This is a genomic window from Microvirga sp., from assembly GCF_014699075.1.
Classification (GTDB): Bacteria; Pseudomonadota; Alphaproteobacteria; order Rhizobiales; family Beijerinckiaceae; genus Microvirga.
The window spans coordinates 1-24,148 of sequence record NZ_JACXAB010000057.1; the positions used below are offsets into that span (position 1 = coordinate 1).

At 58.8% G+C, this 24,148-nt stretch carries 20 protein-coding genes and 2 pseudogenes; 4 read left to right on the plus strand and 18 right to left on the minus strand.

Annotated features, from left to right (window positions below):
• Positions 1-78 precede the first annotated feature (78 nt).
• Positions 79-573: pseudogene (locus IC232_RS28045) on the plus strand (SDR family NAD(P)-dependent oxidoreductase); the annotation flags it as partial.
• 275 nt (positions 574-848) lie between these two features.
• Here IC232_RS28045 and IC232_RS28050 read toward each other — a convergent pair.
• From IC232_RS28050 to IC232_RS28085, 8 genes are all read right to left on the minus strand, one after another.
• Positions 849-1,652 (minus strand): ABC transporter ATP-binding protein, encoded by an 804-nt coding sequence (locus tag IC232_RS28050; RefSeq protein ID WP_190848245.1) that lies wholly within the window; start codon positions 1,650-1,652, stop codon positions 849-851.
• Between the two features lie 74 nt (positions 1,653-1,726).
• Entirely contained in the window at positions 1,727-2,836 is a 1,110-nt protein-coding gene (locus tag IC232_RS28055) for an ABC transporter substrate-binding protein (RefSeq protein WP_190848246.1), read from the minus strand.
• Positions 2,833-3,687, minus strand: coding sequence for an ABC transporter permease (locus tag IC232_RS28060; RefSeq protein WP_190848247.1), 855 nt, complete (start codon positions 3,685-3,687; stop codon positions 2,833-2,835). Before IC232_RS28060 ends, IC232_RS28055 begins: the two co-directional genes overlap by 4 nt.
• Positions 3,684-4,508 (minus strand): enoyl-CoA hydratase/isomerase family protein, encoded by an 825-nt coding sequence (locus tag IC232_RS28065; RefSeq protein WP_190848248.1) that lies wholly within the window; start codon positions 4,506-4,508, stop codon positions 3,684-3,686. Before IC232_RS28065 ends, IC232_RS28060 begins: the two co-directional genes overlap by 4 nt.
• Positions 4,505-6,694 (minus strand): acetate--CoA ligase family protein, encoded by a 2,190-nt coding sequence (locus IC232_RS33150; protein ID WP_190848249.1) that lies wholly within the window; start codon positions 6,692-6,694, stop codon positions 4,505-4,507. The genes IC232_RS28065 and IC232_RS33150 overlap by 4 nt, the downstream gene beginning before the upstream one ends.
• Before the next feature lie 18 nt (positions 6,695-6,712).
• Positions 6,713-7,762 (minus strand): adenosine deaminase, encoded by a 1,050-nt coding sequence (locus tag IC232_RS28075; RefSeq protein ID WP_190848250.1) that lies wholly within the window; start codon positions 7,760-7,762, stop codon positions 6,713-6,715.
• 10 nt (positions 7,763-7,772) lie between these two features.
• Positions 7,773-8,825, minus strand: a complete 1,053-nt coding sequence (locus IC232_RS28080) for a MaoC family dehydratase N-terminal domain-containing protein (protein ID WP_190848251.1) — start codon at positions 8,823-8,825, stop codon at positions 7,773-7,775.
• 148 nt (positions 8,826-8,973) lie between these two features.
• Positions 8,974-9,891 carry a LysR family transcriptional regulator gene (locus IC232_RS28085; protein ID WP_190848252.1) on the minus strand — a complete coding sequence of 306 codons (918 nt, stop codon included), beginning with the start codon at positions 9,889-9,891 and terminating at the stop codon, positions 8,974-8,976.
• 218 nt (positions 9,892-10,109) lie between these two features.
• Between IC232_RS28085 and IC232_RS33155 the strand changes: the two are divergent.
• Positions 10,110-10,193 (plus strand): annotated as a pseudogene (locus tag IC232_RS33155) (IS6 family transposase); the annotation flags it as partial.
• Between the two features lie 70 nt (positions 10,194-10,263).
• Here IC232_RS33155 and IC232_RS28095 read toward each other — a convergent pair.
• The 10 genes from IC232_RS28095 to IC232_RS28140 form a co-directional block, all read right to left on the minus strand.
• The gene (locus tag IC232_RS28095; RefSeq protein ID WP_190848262.1) at positions 10,264-11,274 is read right to left on the minus strand and encodes an aldehyde dehydrogenase family protein; all 1,011 of its coding nucleotides are present in this window, start codon (positions 11,272-11,274) and stop codon (positions 10,264-10,266) included.
• A gap of 67 nt (positions 11,275-11,341) precedes the next feature.
• Complete coding sequence (locus tag IC232_RS28100; protein ID WP_190848253.1) at positions 11,342-12,052, minus strand: IS6 family transposase; 711 nt, start codon at positions 12,050-12,052, stop codon at positions 11,342-11,344.
• A 182-nt stretch (positions 12,053-12,234) separates the two neighbouring features.
• Entirely contained in the window at positions 12,235-13,842 is a 1,608-nt protein-coding gene (locus IC232_RS28105) for a transposase (protein WP_190848254.1), read from the minus strand.
• Positions 13,843-14,492: 650 nt separating this feature from the next.
• Positions 14,493-15,518 (minus strand): plasmid partitioning protein RepB, encoded by a 1,026-nt coding sequence (repB, locus tag IC232_RS28110; RefSeq protein WP_190848255.1) that lies wholly within the window; start codon positions 15,516-15,518, stop codon positions 14,493-14,495.
• Positions 15,515-16,750 carry a plasmid partitioning protein RepA gene (gene repA / locus IC232_RS28115; RefSeq protein WP_190848256.1) on the minus strand — a complete coding sequence of 412 codons (1,236 nt, stop codon included), beginning with the start codon at positions 16,748-16,750 and terminating at the stop codon, positions 15,515-15,517. Before repA ends, repB begins: the two co-directional genes overlap by 4 nt.
• Positions 16,751-17,607: 857 nt before the next feature.
• Positions 17,608-18,705, minus strand: a complete 1,098-nt coding sequence (locus tag IC232_RS28120; protein ID WP_210335532.1) for a P1 family peptidase — start codon at positions 18,703-18,705, stop codon at positions 17,608-17,610.
• 50 nt (positions 18,706-18,755) lie between these two features.
• Positions 18,756-18,968 carry a WGR domain-containing protein gene (locus tag IC232_RS28125; protein WP_246812458.1) on the minus strand — a complete coding sequence of 71 codons (213 nt, stop codon included), beginning with the start codon at positions 18,966-18,968 and terminating at the stop codon, positions 18,756-18,758.
• Between the two features lie 397 nt (positions 18,969-19,365).
• On the minus strand, positions 19,366-19,869 hold the full coding sequence (locus IC232_RS28130) for a hypothetical protein (protein ID WP_190848257.1): 504 nt from the start codon (positions 19,867-19,869) through the stop codon (positions 19,366-19,368).
• 193 nt (positions 19,870-20,062) lie between these two features.
• Entirely contained in the window at positions 20,063-20,983 is a 921-nt protein-coding gene (locus tag IC232_RS28135; protein ID WP_190848258.1) for a recombinase family protein, read from the minus strand.
• Positions 20,984-21,629: 646 nt separating this feature from the next.
• Complete coding sequence (locus IC232_RS28140; protein ID WP_190848259.1) at positions 21,630-21,965, minus strand: GIY-YIG nuclease family protein; 336 nt, start codon at positions 21,963-21,965, stop codon at positions 21,630-21,632.
• A 144-nt stretch (positions 21,966-22,109) separates the two neighbouring features.
• On the opposite strand from IC232_RS28140, the gene IC232_RS28145 reads away from it, so the two are divergent.
• Both IC232_RS28145 and IC232_RS28150 read left to right on the plus strand, forming a co-directional pair.
• Positions 22,110-22,766 carry a DUF2239 family protein gene (locus tag IC232_RS28145; RefSeq protein ID WP_190848260.1) on the plus strand — a complete coding sequence of 219 codons (657 nt, stop codon included), beginning with the start codon at positions 22,110-22,112 and terminating at the stop codon, positions 22,764-22,766.
• 4 nt (positions 22,767-22,770) lie between these two features.
• Positions 22,771-23,670, plus strand: a complete 900-nt coding sequence (locus IC232_RS28150; protein WP_190848261.1) for an alpha/beta fold hydrolase — start codon at positions 22,771-22,773, stop codon at positions 23,668-23,670.
• Positions 23,671-24,148: the final 478 nt, after the last annotated feature.

Sequence of the window (24,148 nt, forward strand, 5' to 3'; positions counted from 1 at the left end):
TCCCGTTCCAGGCAGTGAATCACAACTCCAGCCCGCGCAGAAGCCGTAGAGTCCTAGTTCCGGTCCGATGCTCTAGACTTCCTCATCAATAATGCCGGAACGGCAGCAACACGTAGGCCCATTCCGTTCTCCGACCTCGACGCGATGACGGAAACGCTTTGGATAAAGGTCCTGTCAACTAACCTCATTGGACCGTTCAGGTGCTCTCACGCAGCATCGGCGGCATTGAAGATGTCGAAAGGGGCCATTGTTAATACGGCGTCAGTCGCCGGGCTGGGATTGCGTGGCAGCAGTATCGCTTATGCGGCCAGCAAAGCCGGTCTCATCAATCTGACAAAGAGTTTGGCAACTGCTTTGGCGCCAGACGTACGTGTAAACGCCGTTGCCCCCGGGCTGATATCAACAGACTGGATCGCGGACTGGCCAGAGCAGCGCAAGGAGAGTGCCGCTGAACGAGCTTTACTCGGCCGCATAGGATATCCAGAAGAGGTAGCGACCGCCATTTTCTTTCTTGCATCTGCTGCAACTTATGTCACTGGGCAGACCCTCGCGATCGATGGTGGGTCGCTGTAGGACACGGCCCTCAGGCATAGGTAGGCCAAATTACTCTAGCGGGTGGAGGCTCCGAAGGCTTTGCTGTGCTAATGTGGAGGTGTTGTACACCACTTGAGGACGGCGTCCAGAGAAGGGCGGCACCGTCGCAAGTCAAGAGCAGGTAAGAAAATAGCCAGTACATATATGCTGCAGATACAGATTGTGGGGCCTTATATTGGTATCGCCTGAATCGTAGCTCCCTTCCGACATGGCGGGGATCATGAGAAGGCGCTGCCCATATGATTCTCTATGCGTCAAGCAGCTTCTTGTTTGGACGGATGCGTGCCATGCGCTTCATCGAAGATTGACCGGATCTCGGCCACAATCTCGGCGAACTCAGCCGTACCGAGAAGTTCCGAGCGCCGCGGGCGTTCGAACGGAATATCAACGATTTTGGATATACGCCCGGGTCGGGCACTCATCACGACCACTCGGTCACTGAGAAAGACAGCTTCAGGAATGCCGTGCGTCACGAACAGGACCGTTTTGCGGTTAGCGTGCCAGATGCGCTGCAGTTCAATGTTCATATTCTCACGCGTCATGGCATCAAGGGCTGCAAAAGGCTCATCCATCAGAAGCAGCTTCGGATCATGAATCAGCCCACGAGCCAACGCCACGCGCTGCTGCATTCCCCCAGAAAGCTCGGTCGGCAGGCGGTTCTCAAACCCCTTCAGTCCGACCATTTTGATGAGTTCATGTGCACGCTCGACATAGTCACCGACTTTACGACCCTGCACATCGACCGGTAGAAGCACGTTCTTGAGAACGGACAGCCAGGGAAGCAGAAGAGGTTGTTGGAAGATTACACCGAAGTTCGGACGCGGACGCGTGACCTCGCTGCCGCCGACCATGACCTTGCCCCAGCTCGGCGACAGCAAGCCGGCGACCATGCGCAGCAAAGTTGTCTTGCCACATCCGCTTGGACCGAGAAGCGACACGAACTCGCCCGGCTCGATCTCGAAGCGCACGGTCTGTAATGCGGTGAGCGTCTTTCCTTCACGCGTCATGAAGGTTCGTCCAACGTCTTGGAAGGAGATGCCGTGGGATACCTGCTTCATCGTTGGCTCCGATCTATCGTGAATTGGGTGTTCAATCGACCTGACAGGGCAAGCCCTGTCAGGCCTTCTCGGATTCATTTCGCAGCTTTGGCTGCGTCAACGATCGCCTTGTGGTCGAAATCGATATAGTCGCTGGCGAAGGAGTTGTTAAAGAAGATGTTGGGGTCAGCAGGTGTCTTGATCTGCCCGGCATCGATAAGATACTTCTGGATCTTGTCATAAACCGCTGTCTCCTGGCTACCCCAAGCAAAGTCATCCGGAAGTTCGTCCGCCCCCATGTCCTGAATCTGAGCAGTCAGGATGGCCAGATCGCGCTCCATCGCCTTTGGATCGTTCAGATCCTTTGGTGCACGGTCCGGTGCGTATTTCCAGAACGCACGAACGGCGGCCTCCGGGTTGTTCTTGAGGAAAATCGTTGCCTTGGCCGTCGCTCTTCCCAGACCCTTGATGATATCCGGGTTGTTCTTGATGTAGTCCTCAGTGGCGAACAGGTTATAGCTGTACTGATTCAGCTCGTCTTCGGTCCGAGGCAGCTTGCGGACATTGTAGCCTGCGACAGTCATCCGAGCGACGCCACCGGTAAAGCTGACAGCGAAATCGACAACCCCGTTCTTCAGCGCCTCAAATCCAGGCGTGCCATAGCCGGTTGTGACCAGTTGGACATCCTTGTCGCTCATGCCCTCCTGCAGCAGCCGCGATTTGAGGTAGGTTATGCTGCCCGATCCGAGATCTCCAACGCCAGCCTTCTTTCCCTTGAGATCCTTAATCGTTTGGATGGGAGAGTCCACGCGGGTGATGAGGACATTCGTCCCCCTGCGACTGACGGCATAAAACGAGACAAGTGGGATCCTTGAGTTGGCGCGCTGGATCATGACCGGATCCGGTTGGGCTACGCCGACGTCGGCACGACCCGTCAGGAGGATCTGCGCCGTTGCGGCGGAGGATTGGCCCGGCACGATGGAGACATCGAGCCCCTCATCTTCGAAGTAGCCGAGCGCCTTCGGGAGCGTCGCAAAGGGATAGCCTACGTTGAGATCCGCGGTGGCGATGGCGTACGTAACCTTTTTCAGGTCCTTGGCCATAGCGCCCGTAGCGCTTGCACCCAACAGAGACGTACTGATGACTGCAACTGCAACTTTCTGGACAAGACTGCGCATATCTGTTCCCCTTTGCTGATTGATCAATGAGTGCTGCCTTCTCGCGCCCGCCCCCAGAATACGACTCGGTTCCCGATGTACTTCACGATTGCATGAAGGATAAATCCGGTGAGGGACAGCAGGATGAGCGCGGCGAACTGCCCAGCCATGTCGAGATTGGTGTTGAAGGTAAGAATCCGATAGCCGAGCCCACCGACCGCGCCGAGGAACTCGGAGACGACAGCGGCGATGATTGCCAACACGATCGAGAGCTCCAAACCGGCGAAGAGCGGCGGCATCGCGCTCGGGAGCTTGACGCGCAGAAAGATGCGCCAGCGCTTCCCGCAATAAGCCCTGAGCATGTCGAGCTGGTCCGGATCTGTCCGCTCGAGCCCAGAAAGCGTGTTAATCAGAACGGGAAAGAACACGGTTGAAATGACGAGTGCGACCTTGGATTCAATTCCGAAGCCGAACCAGATCAGGAACATCGGCGCAAGTGCCGTCTTCGGCACGGCCTGGAAGGCGATCACATAAGGATAGAGGATCGTGCGGACCGGCCTGAACTCGGAGATAATCAGCGCCAGTAGGAAACCGACCGTACTTCCACCGAAGAACCCGATCAGCACTTCTTCCATCGTGTAGGCTAAATCGGAGATGAAGGTGCCGTCCGCGAGATTGAGATAAAGCGCTTCCCAGACGGCGGCGGGTGACGGGAACACGGCAGGCGATACATCGAACTCCGCCACATACCACTGCCAAAACCATACCAGCAGGACTGCGCTGATGAGCCAGGCAATGAAGCGCTGTCCATCGTCCTTGATCCGCACGAGATCAAGCCGGCCGATGCGGCTGTGCATCGGTGTGAGGAGCGGCTGCGCCTCGGAACGAGCTTCATTCATTTGAACGCTCCCACATCTGCGAAACGGCCTTTCTGCCACCGAAGGGCCGCCGAAACCCCGTCTCGTTTCGAAATCCGGGTGAACTCGGTTTCTCCGCTCGTGCTGAGTCCGAGTGCCGAGCTTTGCTCGTTCGCGGTGATGACAGCTCCAACTCCCATCTGCTCATACCAGCGTCGTACGCTTGCCTTGTTGCGAACCAGTGTGCCATCAGGAAGCAAGCACATGTGCCGCACGATCTGGTCGACACGCCTGTCGAGGTCATCGCCCGGTACGATCTCGTTCACCATCCCGAGTTCGAGCGCCTCGGCGGCGTAAACATTCCGGCCTGTGAGCTGCAGCTCACTCAGCTTCTTGAACCCGATGATCCACTGTAGAACCGGGAACATATTGCCCCCGCCCCCGAATTTGATCTCGGCATCGCCGAAGGAGGCATCGTCACTGGCATAAGTGAGGTCGCTGGCCATGGCGAGAGCCATGCCGCCACCGAGACAGGCGCCTCGCACCTTAGCGACCACCGGCTGTGGCAGCGACCAGATGCGGCGTAGCGTCTGGAATGCGAGGAAAAAGTGATATTTCCAATAGGCTGGAGTTCGCTCCGGCATGTCCGGACCCTCGCCCACATCGTAGCCCGCGGAGAATGCACGGCCTTCGCCTGACAGCACGACGATCTTGATCGCCGGCGTTTCGGCAATGCGGTTCAGAGCGTCGAACAGTTCGAGGTTAATCTGGTCCGTCAGCGCGTTGAGCTTATGAGCACGCCTGAGAGTCAGTGTAGCGACCTCTTCAGCAAGCCCGAAGCTGATCTGCGTATAGTCTTTCATTGCTCAGCTCCCTTAAGTATAAGGCGCGCATCCGCGATACAGCCGCCCGGTCTGTCTCGGGTTATGATGACGGGATTCAGGTCGAGAACCTCGATCGCGTCGCCGAGAGAGCGCGCGTAGTCGCCCACCTGAACGACAAGGGATGCGAGCATATCGAGATTCGCTACAGGTCCGCCCCGAAAACCATTGAGGAAGCGGGACGAGCCGCTTGCCTCAATGGCTCTCACCACGTCGGCCTTGCTATATGGCATGACAAGTGGGTTCGTTTGGCCCAAGACCTCGAGTAGCCGCCCGCCCATGCCGATAACGATGACGGTCCCGAACGTCGCATCGGGCTTGGCTCCGATGTAGAACTCAATCCCGTCGCTCAACTGTTCGGCGACGAAGATGCCCTCATTCGGCTCGCTTCCGACGGGTGGGGAGACACACTCGATCAGACGGGTAAAATTCTCCCTTGCCGTTTCCGGCGTGACATTCAGCGCCACGCCGCCTATATCGCTCTTATGGATGACCCTCGAGGTGTCGATCTTCATGACGGCCTTGCCGCCGACCTCACGGACCAAAGCCTCGGCATCCTCTGCGCTTCGGGCAATGCCGTTGCGGGTGACGGGCAATCCATTGGTCGCGAGAAGCGAGAACAGATCTCCCTGCGGAACCAAGCCATTCGGCCAAGAAGCAGGACGAGCGGTCGTTCCTGGCGTGCCACTTTTGACGGCAGCTTGCCGGCGATTGCGTAGATAAGCGGAGTATTGAGCGAGATGGCCGATAGCCATCAGTCCCTCGCGCGCACCTCGCAGGGCCGGAACGCCTGCAGCCATGATTTCTGCCATGATTTCCTCGTCATAGCGGGTCGATTGGCAGGTCAAAACGGCGATTGGAACGTCAGTCTGGTAGGATTCCTTTGCCGCCGCGGCCATAATTTCGCGGTTGAGCGACAATAGACCGTTCTCCCCTTCGCGGTGAAAGCCTTGCACAACCAGAACCATATCGATGGAGGGATCCGCAGCGACGGCGCGAATGGCGCCGCGCATGCGATCTTCATAGGTTCCCGAGAAGTTGAACCCGGTCCCTGCATCGACCGGGTTACGCGGCAAGACATCCGCGGGAAGAACGAGCCAATCCTGCAAAGCTGCAAGTGTCTTTTCCGAGAGGTCAGGCAGTTCGATGCCCATTGCCTCGCAAAGGTCCGTCACGTTTCCAAGTTCGCCGCCGGACGTGCCGAGCATCCCGATACGAACGGAGGCCAAGTCCGGCTTCACTTTCATGAGCAGTTCGACAGTCTGAGCGAGATCATCGAAGTCTTCAGCCAAGATGATGCCGGCCTGCTCGAAAGCCTGCCGATAGACAGTGCCCGAGCCAGCAAGCGCGCCCGTGTGGCCGCGCGAAACCTCCCCGCCTTTCTCGGTCAGTCCTGCCTTGAGCACCACGATCGGCTTGCCGGCCTGATGCGCGCGGGCAGCGAGATCGAACAGCGCGTATGGCCGCCGAAGCTCCTCTATGAAACACACGATAAGCTTGGTTGCAGGATCGTCGATTGCCTGAGCAATCAGGTCTTCGGTCGTCGTCACCGCTTCATTGCCGGTGCTAGCTGCAAAAGAGACGCCATACTCACTTGCGATATGCATAAGGATGCCAGCCACGGAACCGCTCTGGCTGATCAGTGCGATGGGCCCTTTCTTCAGGCTCGGGGAAAGCCGGAAGCTTGACAGCGAAACGCCGTTTGTCAGGTTGATCAGGCCGAGGCAGTTCGGCCCAAGCGCCGCGATCTCGGCCTCAGCGCAGGCGCGCTGCAGTTCCAGCTCACGCTGAACCCCCGCCTTTCCCCGCTCGGCGAACCCGCCGGAGTGGATCATGAGACCCTTCGCCCCGCAGGCAATCGCCTCATGTACGGCTGGTAGAACCTTTTCGTCGGGGAGATTGATGATCACCAACTCGGGTGAGACCGGCAATGAGGACAAGTCCTTCCAGCATTTCCGGTCCAGGATCGTGTCTCGCATCGGATTAATGAGGAATATCTCTCCGGAATAGCCAAGATCACGGTTTGTATCGAGAAAACGCGTCGTGAAACTGACGCTGCTGATGCGGCCACTGGCACCCACGAGAGCAATCGAGCGCGGATTAGAGAAAGCCTTCCAACCTTCTCTGCTAAGGCCGTTCTTGTTACGATGATCGAAAGGCGCGTTCACAAGATTCTCCCGGTTGGTTTAGGGTCGTAAGCACTCCGTCGGATGGGTGTCGAACTGTCCTGCGAGCACCAGATCGATGGCGGAGAGGTATCTCGATGTCTCGGACTTCGGCAGGAATGAGCCGATGAAGCTGTTACGCGCCAGCTGGACGATCTCGTCATCCGTGAGAGCCAGCGCCTTTCGGCATTCGGCGTATTCCGCATTGACATACCCGCCAAAGTAAGGCGGATCGTCGGAGTTCACTGTGACCAGCAGACCTGACCGCAGCAGGCGCGCGACATTGTGTTGCGCCAATGTCGAGAACACTTTCAGGCAGATATTGGAGAGTGGACACACTGTGAGCGGAATCTGCTCTTCAGCCAGACGAGCCATCAGGTTGGGATCTTCCTCGCAGCGGACGCCATGGTCAATACGATCAACCTTCAGGATATCGAGTGCCTCCCATATGTACTCCGGCGGCCCTTCTTCGCCGGCATGTGCGGTCGTCTTCCAGCCCATGTCGCGCGCCTCATCGAACATGCGCTCGAACAGGCGCGGTGGGAAACCGACCTCCATGCTTGCAAGCCCAAGCGCCATGATCCGGTCGCGATAGGGCTTGACCGTCTGGAGCATCGCCAGACCTTCGTCGCTACCCCAATTGCGTTGACAGCCTATGATCACGCCGCCGGTCATGCCGAAATCGGCCTTGGCAAGCTCCATCGCGTCTAGCACAGCTTCTAACGCTTCGATCGGATCGACGCCGCGCTTTGATGCTCCCTGCGGCGCGAATGCCACCTCCGCATGCATCACTTCGTCTTGCCGGACCCGACGCATGTAGGCATAGGTCATGTCGTGAAAATCACGCCCAGTGCGCAAGACCTGAGAATTGCTGCGGTATACCGCACCAAACCCGGCGAGATTGTCGAATTCATAGGTGGCGCGCAGAGCTTCGATTGACTTGTGGGGAAAGTCGATCCCATTCCTCTCCGCAAATTCGAGCACCATCTCGGGCTCAATCGAACCCTCGATATGCAAGTGCAACTCGGCCTTGGGCAACCGCGCGATCAAAGCCTCACCGGACAGGGTCATCCAACCTCCCCTATCGAGCCGGTGCCGGAGCGGACCGGCTCTCGAGCTCAATCTCGGCGGTGCCACTGTTAGTGCGGAAACCAAGTTCGCTGTTGCACCAGATACCTAATTCGACAAGGCAACGGCCATCGACCACATGCTTGCGCGTTACGCGCGCACCGCAAATGATCTTGTAGCCGACCAATACCCACTCTTCGTTGCGCTGCGAGATTCTGGTCACCCAGCTGTTCGGGCCGCCCCAGCGGCTCAGCATGGCCCCGAACCATTGGATCCGCAGGACGCCCGGTGCAAAAGCATCCGGAATGTGTCCGGTCCGGCCGATGCGGTCATAGCCGGTACCAATCGTGGCTGCATTGAAGCGACCGATATCGAAAGCCATCACTGGACCGAATTCCCACAGGGGGAGCTCATCGCCCTCATTCACATCCTCGAAGAAGCGCGGCTCGTCATACCGCCTGACGGGCGTGGGCTGAGTGCCGGGAAGAAGCGGCGGCGTCGCGATATTGCGTGTGAACTGGCCCTCCGGCAACGGAGGATAGGACTGGCCAACACCGCCATTGGAAGCAACGTCGGAGCCTTTGAACCTGAAGCTGTAGGAATTGAGCTTTGCAACAATCTCACCGCGCTGGTTCGTAAAGCGCATGCCTTCCTTGACCAGCACGCAATCGCCGAGCTTGCGCGATTTCTTAATCGTCGCATCCTCGATCTTGCCATAGGAAAGGATCGTGTCGCCGGGACGCACCGGCTTGAGGAATTCCCATTCCTCAGTGGCGTTGTCGGCATTGGTGAGTTCATTGCCGAAGGTGTCCCGGATTCCCGGGAACTTGCTCAGCCAAGCGGGCGAGCCATGTGCGTAGAGATAACCTGGCGGTGCGATGATGCTGCGCCAGCGCGTGGTTGCCGCATAATCATCCTCAAGGTAAAGCGCGTTTATGTCAGGGACCGCATAGGCGAAGTGGCGAATACCGTCGCGAGTGACACCATAGTTGTATTGCTCTGGCTGTGGCACGTCCTTGCCAACAAACGCCATAAATTCAGAAATATCGAGTGATGTTCCCTGCATGAGACAACGGTTCTCCATGCTCGCTGGAACCGCCACTCTCTTTCGGAGCTTGGGGCGGTGCGACCTAATTTTTGTTCCAGTTGGTCATGATCACAGGATAGACTGCTATTTTTCTTCATTTCAAATACTATTTTTCGGAAAGCGTGCTCTATAAATTAGAGCAGTCTCTTTCGGTCATGTCGTTCATTGCTCTGACAATAGTACCTAAAACGCGCATGGCCGCAGAGGATGGATGTGACATAGTTACTAAAGACAGCGATGACGGTTTTATTTCGCTGTCAGACAGCGGGATGAAAACAAGCTGTCCGCTGCGGATTTCTGAAAGGATTTCGGCACGGGTCAAGAGAGCGACACCTATTCGCCTGAAAACCATGGCTTTCATGAATGCAAAATTGTTACATGCCGCCACTGGATTCAGAGCAATTCCAGCCGAGGTTAGAGCTGTATCGATGCTGTTGCGGATGAGCAGCCCCTCTTCGGGGAGGATCAGAGGCAGGTCGCGGCAGTCTGACAGACTAATGCTTGCCCTATCCGCCAGCGGATGGTCCGGTAATATCGCCAAGCCTGGGACCAATCGAACTGAATGCTCGACGCGCATGACTCGGTAGGAGGTCGACATAAAAGTCAAGCCGAGATCAGCATTCCCACTAAGCACCATCTCTCTCACGCCGCCGCCGCCAACGACATGGATGGAGATCATCACGTGAGGACAGTCGGTGTGAAAATCAGCAAGGATGCCCGCCAGAAGATCTCCAGCAATAGCCTCGGCAGCGGCAATTGTGATCTTGCCGCTGGCTAGACCCTGGATGTTGTTAATCTCGGATTGAACATTCTCGAATTCGCGCTTCCAGCGCTGCAGATTGTAGATCAAGTGCTCGCCTGCCGGCGTGAGCCGGAGGCCCTGTGGCAGTCGGTCGAAGAGCTGCGTGCCAAGTTCTTCCTCGGCCATGATGATCTGCCGGTTGATCGCGGATGGTGCGATGTTCAGCCATTCCGCAGCACTGCGAATTGAACCGCGGCGAGCAACTTCTTCGATGTACCGCCCGAATCTAGAAAAGACAGGCATGCACGGCTCCGATGTGTTCTGGTCGATCCGAAATATCTACTATGGCACATGTCCGACGTCCTCGGGCAAGGTGGTTCTGATCGAAGACACAGCATGATTAGATCAAATATATGCGTAGAACCGGAGGTGAGCATATGGTCTGGATCAAACGCGAGGGTTATGCGGCAAACCGTCTGTTTCCAGTTACTCTTCCGAAAGTTTCAGTGGCGGAGGGTGGCGTGTTCAAGCGAAGACATTTTGATAGATCTGCCATACTGCTCTGCGTCCGGCGGTATGTGATCTACAATCTGAGCCTGCAGAACCACCTCCGATCCTCCACACACAGGATCTGCGCCGGACCAGACACGCCACAAGGTGTGCGGAGGCTTGGGCTCAACCGCCGCTAACCGCTTTTATCTCCAGAAACTCTTCTATCCCGAACACACCCTCTTCTCGGCCGTTTCCTGATTGCTTGTAGCCGCCAAAGGGAGTCGTCGGCCCAGCGCGTCCACCGTTTAGGTGAATGTTGCCAGCCTTGAGCCGGGCCGCCACGCGGCGTGCCCGTTCGCTATCGCGTGTCGATAGATAGGCCGCCAGTCCGTAATCGCTATCGTTGGCGATGCGGATCGCATCGTCCTCGTCCTCGTCCTCGTAGGGGATGATCACAAGGAACGGTCCGAAGATCTCCTCGCGCGCGATGGTCATATCCGGGTTGATATTGGCAAACACCGTCGGTCGCACGTAATAGCCTTTCTCTAGACCATCCGGGCGGCTGGTCCCGCCCGCAACCAGTTGAGCACCGTCCCTGATCCCAGCGGTTATCATCCGCTGCACCTTGTCGAACTGGCTGACGTTCGACAAAGGCCCCATCTCCGTTGCCTCGGAACGCGGGTCACCGGCAACGATGGCATCCGCCGTTCTCGCTGCAGTAGCAGCTGCGGCTGCATGCTGATCGCGCTGAACTAGCAGCCGTGTTGGCGCGTTGCAGGTCTGCCCAGAGTTGCGCATCAACAGGGTAACATCACGTGCTACAACCTCCTCAAGATCGACATCATCGAAGATGATGTTCGCAGACTTTCCACCTAGTTCTTGATGAACGCGCTTGACGGTTTCTGCCGCAGCCTTCGCGACCAGCACACCTGCGCGCATCGATCCGGTGAAGGTAACCATGTCAATATTGGGATGGGCCGCAATCGCTGCGCCCACAGTGGGGCCGTCGCCGTTCACCACACCTGCGGCATAAATGAGCTCGGCAAAGAGCAGACCGCTGAGGGGCGAGATTTCGCTGGGTTTCAGCACCGTGGTGCAGCCGGCCGCGATAGCCGCGCCGACTTTTCTGACAATCTGTTGCAGGGGCCAGTTCCAGGGCGTGATCACCCCGACAACGCCAATCGGTTCCTTCAGGAGGTACTGTCAACTTTACGCCTGATCGGCACAGATGCCGTACGTGCAGCCCGCAAGCCAGTCCCAATCAGCCGACGAGGGCAGTACCAGTCGCATCGTGCCACGTAGCGAAGGCGCGATCCCGCGCAGCCCGGTACTCACTGGCGGAAAGATGGTAACGGCGGAGCTGGAAGTGATTGTGGATCGGTGAGTGGGTGGCGAGAAACTGCTGGGCGTGCCGAGCTGACTTGAATCGTCTCATGTGGCGCTCCCGCCGTCGGGTGGGCTGGTGCGACACCTCACAGCGATTGTTGAGATATCGGCTCTGCCGATGTTCCACGCCTGGCAGGATCTCGCGTTTGGCGGCGCCATAGGATCCGAGTTTATCCGTCACGATCACTCGTGGCGCGTAGCACAAGCCCTTCAGCAGCTTGCGAAAGAAGCGCTTGGCCGCTTTCGTATTGCGGCGGCTCTGGACCAACACGTCAAGCACGTTGCCATGCTGATCAACCGCTCGCCACAGATAATGTAGTTTGCCCCTGATGCGGACGAACACCTCGTCCAGAAACCATTTGTCGCCGGGTTGCGGCCGCCGCTGCTTGAGCGCCTTGGCGTAAGTCCGCCCAAAGCGCAGGCTCCACGCGCGGATCGTCTCGTAGCTGACCACGATGCCCCGAGCGGCCAGGATCAATTTGACGTCGCGGAGGCTCAGGCTGAAGCAGTGATACAACCAGACCGCCTGGTTGATGATCTCGGCCGGATAGCGGAAGCCCCGGTACGGATTGGGCGTTGTGCTCATGCCCGAGATCCTGCCACGGACCCGATCTCTGGCCAACTTGACAGTACCGTTGACTGTCCCCTCCCCTACACTCATCAGCAGAGCAGAAGCGGCATCGATCTCAGCTCGAGCTCTCTCGTTCAAGTTCTGCGAGGCTCGCGCATCCGAAAGCGTAAGCGGGGCAGATTAGGGGGCGACCCGCCTTAGGCTTGGGTCACAAGACCTGCGAGCGGTGGGATCCTCGGCTGATCCCCATGCAGGCCGAGTCGATCCCCGAGATAATCGAAGAATGACAGCCGGAGCTTGCGGCAGGTCTTCGAAAGCCCGAGCATCACATCCCGTGCAACACGGCCATTCACGCTCATCGTGCCGCCGGAGACCTTGCGCTTGATCACCCAGGCCCGCAGGTCGTTCTCGGATGCATTGGTGTGCAGCGGGATCTCCGGGCGCTCGAGCACCCGCAGCAACTCGTCCTTGCGCCGCGCCAACCGGGCCAGCAGCTCATCAAGGTCCTTGTAGCCCGTGCGTTGGCCGAAGATCCGTTCGAACTGCTGCCTAAAGGCCCTCTCACCTCCTGGCGAGGGGCTTTGCTTCCACAGCTTCAGACCGCGGTAAAAACACCAGATGGTCTCGCGGACCAAGTCCACCGCTTTGGCCTGCTTGGGTGATGCCGGCATCAGCTTCTCCAGGTGGCGCTCCGCGTGGATCCAACACAGCGCGTGCTGGGCGATGCGGAACTGGCCAGCATCGTCGGAGACCACGACGGTGTTTTCCATCAGTCCGTGATGCCGGATCGCACCCCAGGTGGCGGCTTCGTTCAGCGTCTGCAGCAGCGGCCGGTCGAAGATGTTGATCGAGCACCGCAACAGATGCTGCCACCACTCCATCTGCGACGAGAACACCTGGTCCGGATGCGCCGCCAGCCGCGCGATCACGGCGGCCTCGACCGGCTGCCGGCGCAGATAGTCCAGCGCGGCCTCGTTGACGACATAGTCGTCACAGCCGGCCCGCAGCAGCGACAGGAAGTTCAAGCGCGATTTCGATCGGCTGGTGCGGAAGACGCAAAAGCGCTTGCCGCCGATCTGGGTGGTGACACCCGGACGGCGGGCATGCCGCGCACCGGTGTCGTCGACGGTGATGTACGGTGAGGAAGTCAGGCCCGCCTGCAGGATCGCGCGGTCCTCCTGCTCAAACGCCTCCAGATCGGCGGTGAGCAGACGCACCACCTCGCGCTTCGAGATCGACAGGCCGATGCCGTTCAGCAGGTCGGTCAGGCGCTCGGTGGTGACCTGGCCTTGCGTGTGCAGAGCCAGGCAGAACCGGCGCACGCCGGGACCGTAGCCGCCGGTAATTCCCGCCGGCAGCGGCGCGATGAGGGTCTGGCCCTCGGGTGTTACCCAGCGCTCGCGCTTGTAGCCCACGACTTCGGCAACCAGCACGAGATCCCGGTGCACCACCGTCTTGTAGCCTTTGAAGCGCGAGCCGGGTGGAACCTCGACGTGCAGCGTGACCTCGCGGGTGACCCGATCCCGTTTGGCGCCGCGCCCAGGGCGCCGGCCCGGACCGGCAGGCTTTGGCTGGGTGGCTTTCTCCATTCCGGAGGGTTTGAACGGCGGTCGTGGCGGCAGGTGCTTGAGCCTTGCGATCTCGTCCTTCAAGGCCTGGTTGTCGAGGCGCAGGTTGCTGTTGTCGAGGCGTAGCTGCTCGACCTCCTGCTCCAGTCGATCGATCTTGCCAGCCAGATCCGAGACCAGCTGGCGCAGGGCCGTCGAGGACAGAGGCTTGCTGGACCTACCGGGCGGCGATGTCATGCCGGGATTGAATCATGAATGCCCGTTTGGAGGAATCCCTGCCCCCCAAAATGCCCCGGTTACTCCGAAAGCCACGCTTGATCGCAACAGCTAAGTTCTTAAAATACTTAGATGCGGTTGTATCAGAAGAAGCTAAGCCGGAATTGACTACGGCGTGTCCTTAGGATGCGCGCTGTTCTCTCGGACGGTTATCGCGAACGGCTTCGTTTAGGGCCTAGTCACGGAGGCTTGTGTCGGCCTCACCTTCTGAGCCGATCTGCTAAATCCCTTGTTTTCAAAGCATTTTCGCCGGCCACGGGGAAGCCCTCTCCTTATTCACTGGTTAACAAAAGGCTTGATAGACGTCTTCAAACGATCAGTTGCTCAGAGTTGCCAACTTTGTACCTGGCGTACGCAAAGACAACAAGTTCCTATAATCTTGCAGGGAGCAGCATCCCACCTTTCGCCGCTTTGCTAGCATTTTGTGACTTTGGACCAGCGACCACGGGGTGTGAAAGCGGATCTTGCTGCGAGTAGGCATTTTCTTAATGGGGAATCTAAGGCTGCCACTGAGTTGGAGGAACTTGAGGGGTGAAGGGAAGCTTCGCTCCCCTTCATGCTCCTGATTAGATTAAGACGTCCTACCCGCCTCATGGCAAAGCGTGATGGGCTTAAGTCTTAGCTGATTGGAATTGCTGGTAGATCTCGTGCAAGTTCGTGCTGAGGTATTCGGCGAATTGCACCTCCTGCTTTGCGTCAACGATGATCTTGACCTTACTTCCAGCCTTTTCAACGCGCGCGATCCTCCGACCAGAGTGTTCGACCCATGAGCCTGCATCGGTCTTTTCAATCAAAGAATCGATCAAGCGCATAAATCGTGTGTCCGTGTCAGCTGACACAAACTCGCGTGCGCTGATCAGCTTCTGAGCACGCTTTCGGTTGCCGTCTTTTTCAAGAAGGTCTGCCAGTTGAACCCATCTTGGCCGCCCGGCTTTAGGAGCAGGACCGACCGCCTTTATAACCTCCAACGGAAGACGTCGGCCTAGAGTGAGGAGCCTTGCAGCCATCGTACGATCAACGGTTAGTGCTGCTTCAATAGTCTCTCGGCTATATTCATGATCGTCGAGCGCGACCGCGAACATGACCTTCTCAATAAAGGTTAAGTCCAGTCGAGCGGAGTTTTCCTGACCCTGAGCGATTACGAGCTCTTCGTCACTCAAATCGAGGACAATCGCCCGGACCTTCCGCTTCAGTTCTCGCAGGGCGCGCAGGCGCCGCCGGCCGTATGCAATCTCGTAAGTATCGTTCTTTGTTGGGTGAGGACGAACGAGGATTGGAATCCGTTGCCCTCCGGCCTTGATGGACTCCAGAAGCTCTTGATATTTGAGCTGATCAACCTCAAGACGATCGGTAATTGAGGAGTCCTCAATTACCTCTGGATCAATCTCAATCACCTTGTCGCCCGCAGCAATCAAAGCTTGGGCTTCATCAGCAATGGTGCCGAGACGAGTGACGGCATCCTTCATTGTCCGCAGTGAGGGCGGAACTGCGCCTTGCCGGGGTTGCTCGGGAATAGTTGTCGCAATCGAAGGAAAGAACTCCGACGTGGATGCTGTGGCCACTTCAGTTGGTGACTCTGGCTTCGCTTCAAGGCGGTTTGCCATGTAGCCTTTGAGGCGGCTTAATTGCTTGCTCATTCGCGTCCCCAAGCCTTCTTCATTAGTGTCTGGATTTCGGAGCCCGCCGACTCCAAAGATTCGATGGCGCGGTCGTAAGTAGAGCGGGTGAAATCCTCACGGCTCACCTCGTATAAGGTTTGCTTGCTAAGACCCGCCGCCTCGATAGCTGTCGACTTCAGGATCGGACTGTTAAGAACCCTCTCCCTGAAGAGTGTCCGCATTAGAGCTACAGTCCAGTTTTGGGGGCCGTCATTGGGCTCAAAGCGAGTGACTGCATAGCGTAAGAAGTCGTACTCAAGCGCTACATCCGGCCCATTGCTGCTCTTATTGACTGCGTCCTGCACTACTTCGAGAAGAGCAGCCGTCATCTGAAGGAACTGACACATCGACATCACATCCAGCATCTGCGGGTGAACAGTGATGAGCAGGCTTGTGGCAGCGCAAAGTGCTCCAAGGGTGATGTACCCGAGTTGGGGTGGACAATCGAGGATCATCACATCGTAATTGTCCTCGACAGATGCGAGGGCATTAGCGATACGGTCCCAGAAACGACCACCGTGAGCTTCGCTCATGAAGCGCGGAACCTCATGTTCGTATTCTTGCAACTCAATATTCCCAGGCACGAGATCGAGACCAGGGAAGTACGTTTTGCGAATGATCTCTGCTAAGGGCTTACGAACCCCGTCATACTTGATTGTGCCATAGATTGTGTTGTCGGCTTCGATATCCATTTCCGGCTGATAGCCGTGGAGTGCTGTCAGAGATGCTTGTGGGTCAAGATCGACAGCCAAGACCCGATAACCCTGCAATGCCATATACTGCGCCAAGTGGGCAGCAGTCGTTGTTTTTCCGGACCCGCCTTTGAAATTTGCTACTGCGATCACTTGGCAATGTTCACTGCCCGTACGCTGCGGCAGGTACTTTTTGCTTTTCGCTCCGTCATCAAGAAGCCGGCGAAGATCGTTGATCTGCTCAAGGGTGTAGGATCGACGATTGCCATGACCAATAGCGGGTTGGGGCCCCTTCCCTGCCAAGGAGAGTTGTCGGAGGTATCCGTCTGCAACTCCAATAAGCTTTGCTGCTTCGCCTGACGTAAATGAGCGTAGAGTCTTTTTGGCCTCAGGTGCGTATAACTCGTGCCGAAGATTGTTCAGCTCTTTTGAGAGCGCCTCTCCGTCTTGAGCGATAACCTGGGTCACTCGCTCTCTAGTGAAAGTCTGGCTCTTAAGAAACGGGGTACCAGTGTCCATTGTGGGGCACCTCTCTTTGTTTACGCGACAGAGCGGAGTGTTACGGTTTTTGGCGGAAGCGCGGTTCAGGGCCGTAAGTAGGGGGGAGGATTGTCGGAAGAACGTTAAAAAATGGTTAACAGCGCCAGCGCTAGATGCGCAGAAAGCTCTCTCGTAGCTTCTGCATTGAGCCGGCGTAGCTCTGCGTCAGCGGACACAGCCCCTCTCCTGTCGGGTTCGACGGAGTAGAAAGACGCTGTCTGACCTGAACTACGTTCAGCTCGGAGATAGCGAAACCAGCCCTATGGGATCGGAAATGAACCAATCCACATCAGTGCACGATATGTCTTGTGTCAGCTGACACAAGGCATTGGCCTCAGCTCTGCTCCGGCACATCCAAACAGATAAATGGCAGCGATTCAGGCTGATTGCAGCGCAAAGGGTCCGCAGGGCCATGACGCCCGCCTTATAGGTAACTGTGTCAGCTGACACACGATGCCGCTCAACAAGGAAGTGCCGATCAAAGGCGCTGAATATTTTGAGATAAGGTTGGGTGTTTTCGACTCGACTACGGCTCGGCGTTCAGCAAGTGAATGCCCAACATACTCTATGCCCATCGAGTAATCTTCGGCCCGACTAACGGATGTGTTTAACCTCGCGCCCGACATCTGCATCCAAGCGGCCGGAACTCGCGGATAAGGACTCCCTTTTGAGAAGCAGGTACCGCCGGTGCAAGCCTCGCTCTACTGAGCCCGGAGGCAAAGCGGGCTGACCATCGACAGAACACTGTCATGGGGCGGAACAGCAAGCATTGTGAGCGGGGAGGTTCGCCCCATGGGTGCCCTCCCCGCTCATTGAGATCCACCAGCGGGCTCCATTCACCCCTTCACGTAGTCTCTGTGGGCCGGCAGCTGATGCTCCGTCAGGCTCTCGGCTTGGATCACCGCACGGGCCACAGCCTGTGCCATCACCGTGGCGGCGATCGCCCCGACCGCCGAGACATCGGCGCGGACCGCTGAGGCTTTGCCCGTGGACAGGGCAAAGATCGTGTCGCCATCCGACATCGTATGCACCGGGTTGATGCTGCGGGCGAAGCCATCATGAGCCATCTGGGCGATCTTGTTCATCTCGGCCTTGTTGAACGGCACATTGGTGGCAACGGCCCCGATCGTCGTGTTGCTGCCGGCTGATGTAACGACGCGGTAACCGCTCATGATTGCTGCCATGGTGTCCCGGAAGCCCTGCCCCTCCTCCCGTCTGGCTCCGGCAAGGATCTGGCGCGTGTCGGGGTGGCAGATGTCACCCACGGCGTTCACAGCCACAATGGCGCCAACCACGACGTCCGTGCCGGGAACCCGGTGGCTGGCGGTGCCGATGCCGCCCTTCATGGCAAAGGCAGGGCCGAACATCTTACCCACCGTTGCTCCCGCCCCTGCGCCGACATTGCCCTCTGCCACCGGACCTGACGCAGCGGCGAGGCAGGCCTGGTATCCGGCCTCGGCATCTGGACGGATGGTGAAGTCGCCGACACCCAGGTCGAACAGAATGGCGGCCGGCACGATCGGAACCACGCCCGCACGCATCTTGAACCCGAGCTTGCGTTCCTCGAGATAGCGCATCACGCCTGTGGCAGCCTCCAGCCCATAGGCACTGCCACCAGACAGCAGGATGGCCTGAACCTGCTGGACCGCATTGGTCGGATCGAGGAGGTCGGTTTCACGGGTGCCAGGGGCGGAGCCGCGCACATCCACTCCGCCCACCGCGCCGTCCTCACACAGAATGACGGTGCATCCCGTTGGCCGGCGGGTGAGGGTGTGATGACCGATCTTGATCCCGGGCACGTCCGTGATGGAGCCGCCCATGAGAGGCGGACCTGAAGGCTCAGCGGCCGCAACAGAGGATGTGGTGGCTTGGTGGGCGAGGAGAGGGGCTGCGGATAGAGCCAGGAAGGAGTTGGTGAAGGTTCTGCGTTTCATGGCGGCCTCATGGTCGGTGCTCGAGTGCCGCCATTCGCCTGTACCAGGGATCAGGGGGGAAGATTGGCACCCGGGGAGGGAGCCGATTGGATGCGATGAAGTCCACCAGGTAAAGCCTTATCTTCACTCAGGACGCTTGACGTAGCCCGCCTTTGCTTTCGGCGCAGCCACATTTCAAGAGCCTCCATGGCGCTGCCATCGCTGTCGTGCAACTCGATCTTGCGGCGTCCGGCAGTGCCGATCCAGCCCCACTCGCGGATCAAATTTGCGTCGCCGAACAGGCTCGCCTCGATGAGAGGACATAGAAGCGGGCCATGTTGGCCCCGGGATCACGGCGGTTGAGCACCAGACACTGGGTTTTATTGCCAGGCATCATCCAGCGCCGCGCTCATGCTCGGGGCGGCCCAATTCAAAGGAAGGAGCGGTTGAGTGGGGACAGATTCAGGACACTGATGGATCCCCGACTGTTTATGATCATCCTGCCGGGGTTTCCATGGCCTGAGCCTGAGACATGGGCCAGGGATGACCGAGTGTTCGTGAAGGGTAGAAGCCCGTTGTCTTCGCGGCACGGCTGGCCGATCTCGCCCCCTGTGAGAGCCTATCCGTCATGATGGTACTTAGGAGTGCCATCGCAAGGTAGCCTGTGTCAGCTGACACAGGCTACCGAGGGGTAAGCCACTCCTTGATCTTGCTGAACTTGGGATGGTCGGCTACCGACGTGGGTGCCTTGGCACTCTGTTGGACAGCGTTCAGCCTGGACCTGACCTCCTCTGTTGCCAGCACGTCAGCTTGCCGTCCGATGGCCAATGCACCTTCCAGGACCTCAAGACGATCCTGCCAGCTTATGCGGTATCTCAGGTGCTGGGCGATATAGACCTCCCGCTCCCACTCGACCTGTTTTGCATCGGCGCAGGCCAGGTGGGTGACGAACGGGAGCAGCTGCTGCCGCTGCTCATCACTGGCTTCATCATTCAGGAGCATCGCCAGGCGGCAGATCGGGAGCGAAAAGCAGTTGGGCATGGTCTCCACCGCCCGGACCGGCCGATAGGGGAAGCCAGCCGCTACAATGGCCGCTTCGTTGATGCAGGTTCCGCCGTCCTTGCCGGGGAAGGCGTGTGAGCCTCGTTTCAGCTTCCAGTTCAGAATATGATCGAAACTATCCATTTCGGCCATTCCTGTGGCGCGCCCCCACTGCACGATGGTGATCCTCTGATGGCTCTCCTGTCAATTGCGCGGGGATGCCAGGTCGGAGAACTGACCTTGAATCACTGGTGGCATGGCGGTGGGGGCACCTCGGCGTCCCATGCCCAAACGGAACCCGCGCGGATGGGTGAATGACACCGCCCAGCGAAGCTGGCTACACCACGTCTTGCAGGGGCGTCGGCAGGGCCAGCCCCGCCTTGCGGGCCTGGTCAAGTTGCTTCTTCACCGAGGAGGCTGACCATGTGGAGCCGCCGCGCGGCGTCCGCTCCCGCATACGCTCCAGTTGCGCCCCAATGTCCCGCAGCGAGAGGCTTGGGTCGGCCATGGCGATACCGGCGATCAGCGTCATGAGGCGGTCCTGCGGGCTCTTGCGTGGGGCAGGGCGGAGGAGGGCAGGGTCTGCCATGTGCTGCGACACGAGCCTGCCGACGGCGCGCCGCAGCCGGGCTACGGTCCAGGATTGCCCATTGTGTGCGAGTGCGCGGATAATATCCTCCCATGGGTGCTGGGGCCGCATGCGCCGAACCGTTGGCATCCAGCGATCCGCGCCGGCAATCAGCTCATCAAGGTAGACCTTCTCCCGGGCGAGGGCGATCTTCCGGATCGCGTCCGGACGGCGCTCGCGCATCCCTGGATTCCCTGGTTTCTTGCCCCGCGCCTTGGCCGCCTTGATGCCGGCGCGCGTCCGCTCGGAGATGAGGGAGCGTTCGAGCTGCGCCACCGCGCCGAGCACTTGCAAGGAAAATATACCTTGTGGCGTCGAGGTGTCGATGGGATCACGCAGGGAGCGGAAATGGGCTTTCCTGGCCTCTAGCGTTTCGATTACCTCAAGAAGGTGGCTCACCGAGCGGGCCAGTCGATCGAGACGCACTACAACCAGCACCTCACCCGGCCTGATCTCACGGATGAGCCGCGCCAGCACCGGCCGGGCTCGGCTTGCGCCGGAACCGTGCTCCTGATGGATCTCGGCACAACCGGCAGCGCGCAATTCATCCAGTTGAGCATCATGCGCTTGGTCCTCGGTGGACACGCGGGCGTAGCCGATGAGGCAAGCTTTCGAGAGGGGAGGGGCCATTAACCGGTTTCCGAAGCGATTTTTCAGGCCCTTTGTACACTTTCGCTTGTTATGAGCAACTGATCGTTTGCAAACGTTTCTCAAGCCATTTCATTAACCAGCGGGAGAGGGAGGGCTTACCCGGAGCCCGTGAAAGTGCTTTGAATATAAGGACTTTAGCGGCTCGGCTCGTAACGAGAGGCCTACATAGGTTCCCGTGGCCTGATCTCAGATGAAGCAGCTCACGATGCAGCCGAGCACTACGGGGTCCATCCGACCACCAAACCGTACCTATTCCACATTTAGCTTCGCCTATCCTACTCATCGTCAAGCATAACAACGGATTACATCAAGCGGAAGCGTGGCTTTGGAGAGCTAGTTTCGGAGACCTTGAGTGAGTGAAGCTTTGCTGGGATCCATGCTGCTTCTGCTGCGATGATCAGGGGAGGGCAGGAGGCAGTGAGCTGCCCGTTGAGCATTCAAGCCAGAAGGGGAGGGCAGGGCTGGAGCGTAAAGTGGACCTTCACACGGCCAAGCTGAAGGGCAGTCCGTGACCCGGAGCGGTCCTTCGGAGCGACGAAGCACGGGTCCTTCTCGGGACGCTCCTCATCAGTGATGGATCAGGTCGGGCGCATGCGCGACAGGTGGAAGTCGGAATTCCTCCTCTTCAAATCGGGTTGGCTTTCAATTTCTCCCGCCAACGGGATGCCAGATCCTTCAAAGACGAGTCACGCGTGTAAGATGATGTTTCATCCTCGAGCCTTTCCAGGATTTCGAAGCTGAATTGCGCCTCGCCGTGGCGACGCCAGGCCTCGAGCATCTCCTTCCTGGGGTGGGTGCCCTGTCGCAGTGTGAACCACAGGCGAGTTTGAATGGTCTCGATGTTAGGCCATTGTCCGACCCAGGTCTCGCCGGAAGCCGCGCAGCGAACCGCATAGACCCCGCCGACGACCTTGCGTTCCTTGTAGGCTGCCACTGCCGCCTTGCGCGCCTCGCCCTTCATCCCGCCAAGCCTTTCAGTCTGTTGCGAGGCGACTGCATATCGCCTCGTCGTCCATAAGGACGCCCGCCGTGAATACTACCCGGGCAATATTGACGCAAGTTTTTTATCCGGGTAGTAATTAGCGGCTAGCCTGTGGTGCTGAATGTGTCCGACCTCCTTGCCAAACCCTGCACGGCCTTTGACGGTCATCGCGTGCTCCTCTCCGGCCCGCTTATCGAAGTGGCTCTCGCGGTCAAAGCAGCCACCGACAATCGCTCATCGCACGCGATCCTCGTTTTCGACGATGCGACCGGCCGCGTTATCGATCTGGACCTGCGCGGGTCCGAGGCCGACATTGTCGAGAGATTGTCCCAGCCGCCTCGGACGCATGCTGGGCGCTACCGCCCCCGTGCGGATGAGGCGACTGAACCTGCGAAGGACGAGAGTTTCCAACCAAGGGGCCGGGGGCGACCAAAACTGGGCGTCGTTGCGCGCGAGGTGACACTGCTGCCGCGGCACTGGGATTGGTTGGCCGCTCAGCCGGGTGGCGCATCTGCCGCCCTGAGAAGGCTGGTAGACGAGGCCCGCAGAAGCGGGGGAACGCGACAGCAGAAACGTGCCGCCCAGGAAGCCGCCTATCACTTCATGCTGGCCATGGCGGGCGATCTGCCGGGCTACGAGGAGGCGACGCGCGCGCTCTTCGCGGATGATCGCTCGAGGCTGAAGCAATGCATCGCGGACTGGCCCCAAGACGTCCGGTCGCACGTCTTGCGCTTGGCGTTTGGCCCGCCGGCTCATCCAACCTCACTCCGAGCGGAATAGCATCATGACCATCGTGAAGACCAATGGGATCGATCTGGCCTATGACAGTTTCGGCGACGAGGCCGACGAGGCGATCCTGTTGATCGCAGGGTTAGGCACGCAAATGATCCGGTGGACGGTCCCTTTCTGCGAAGCGCTGGCGGCGCGTGGCTATCGCGTGATCCGGTTCGACAATCGGGACAGTGGACACTCGACCCATTTTCACCAGTGCCCTCCGCCGGATTTCGGTGCGCTGGCGGCAGCGCTGATGGCTGGGCAGCGACCCGAGGTTCCCTATACGCTCCACGACATGGCTGCGGACGCCATTGGGCTGCTAGACACCCTCGCCATCGACAGGACGCATGTCGTCGGGCGCTCGATGGGCGGGATGATCGCCCAGATTATGGCGAGCGAGCATCCCGGGCGGGTGCTGTCCCTGACCTCGATCATGTCGAGCACGGGCAATCCCATGCTGCCCCAGGCCGCGCCCGAGGTCATGGCGATGATGATGCGCCCGGCCCCGGATCCCGTCTCGGACGAAGCCGGCTTCGTCGCACACAAGCTTACCTTTGCACACCGCATCGCCGGCAGCGGCCATGCGTTTGACGAAGAGGCTCATCGTCTCCTCATCCTGGAGGAAACCCGGCGCGCTTATGATCCCGGTGGCTCCGCACGGCAGATCGCCGCGATGGCCGTGACCGGTGACCGTCGCTCACGCCTGGCGACCATCACCGCACCGACGCTCGTTATTCATGGTACTGATGATCCGATTTTCCTTCCGGCTTGCGGCCGGGACACCGCAGCTTCGGTCCCGCATGCGGACCTAATGCTGATCGATGGAATGGGGCATGATTTGCCGCCTGCGCTGTATCACACGGTCGTCGAGGCTTTTGACCAGGCGGCTCGGCGGTCATCAAGTCACTGAAGCGACACTCCAGGCGCCCAAAGGTCCAATCCACGCTGTCGCCCAACCGCCACGACATCGCTTGCATTTATGCGTAGGCGCTGCCGCAAACCTCGCGACGCTCGCAGGCGAAGGACTGCGAATGGCACGGGGCTGACCTTAGCCGAACTTCCGCGTTGGCGGCGTGAGCGGACCTTCATTTGATCGGCTCAACATTACACTTTGACCCTGTGCAGACATTCCGTTGGTCTGCCATGCGCCACACCATCGTGTTCTTCCGCACGCCGGGTAGGTAGCTGGCTAGAGCGTCGCGCACGGCAGGGTGTCCGTCTCCTACCCTTCAGGAGTTCAGGCGTTCGAGAGCGTCCTTGTTGCTCAACATGACCCGCCGCGCGGAGGGAAGCCCGATCACCGCCTGCCGTTCTAGAGCATCGGACAGGAAATTAGACTCCTGGGGTTTTGAGCTGGCGCGATCTGTGATTCACTTGGTCCGACGGGA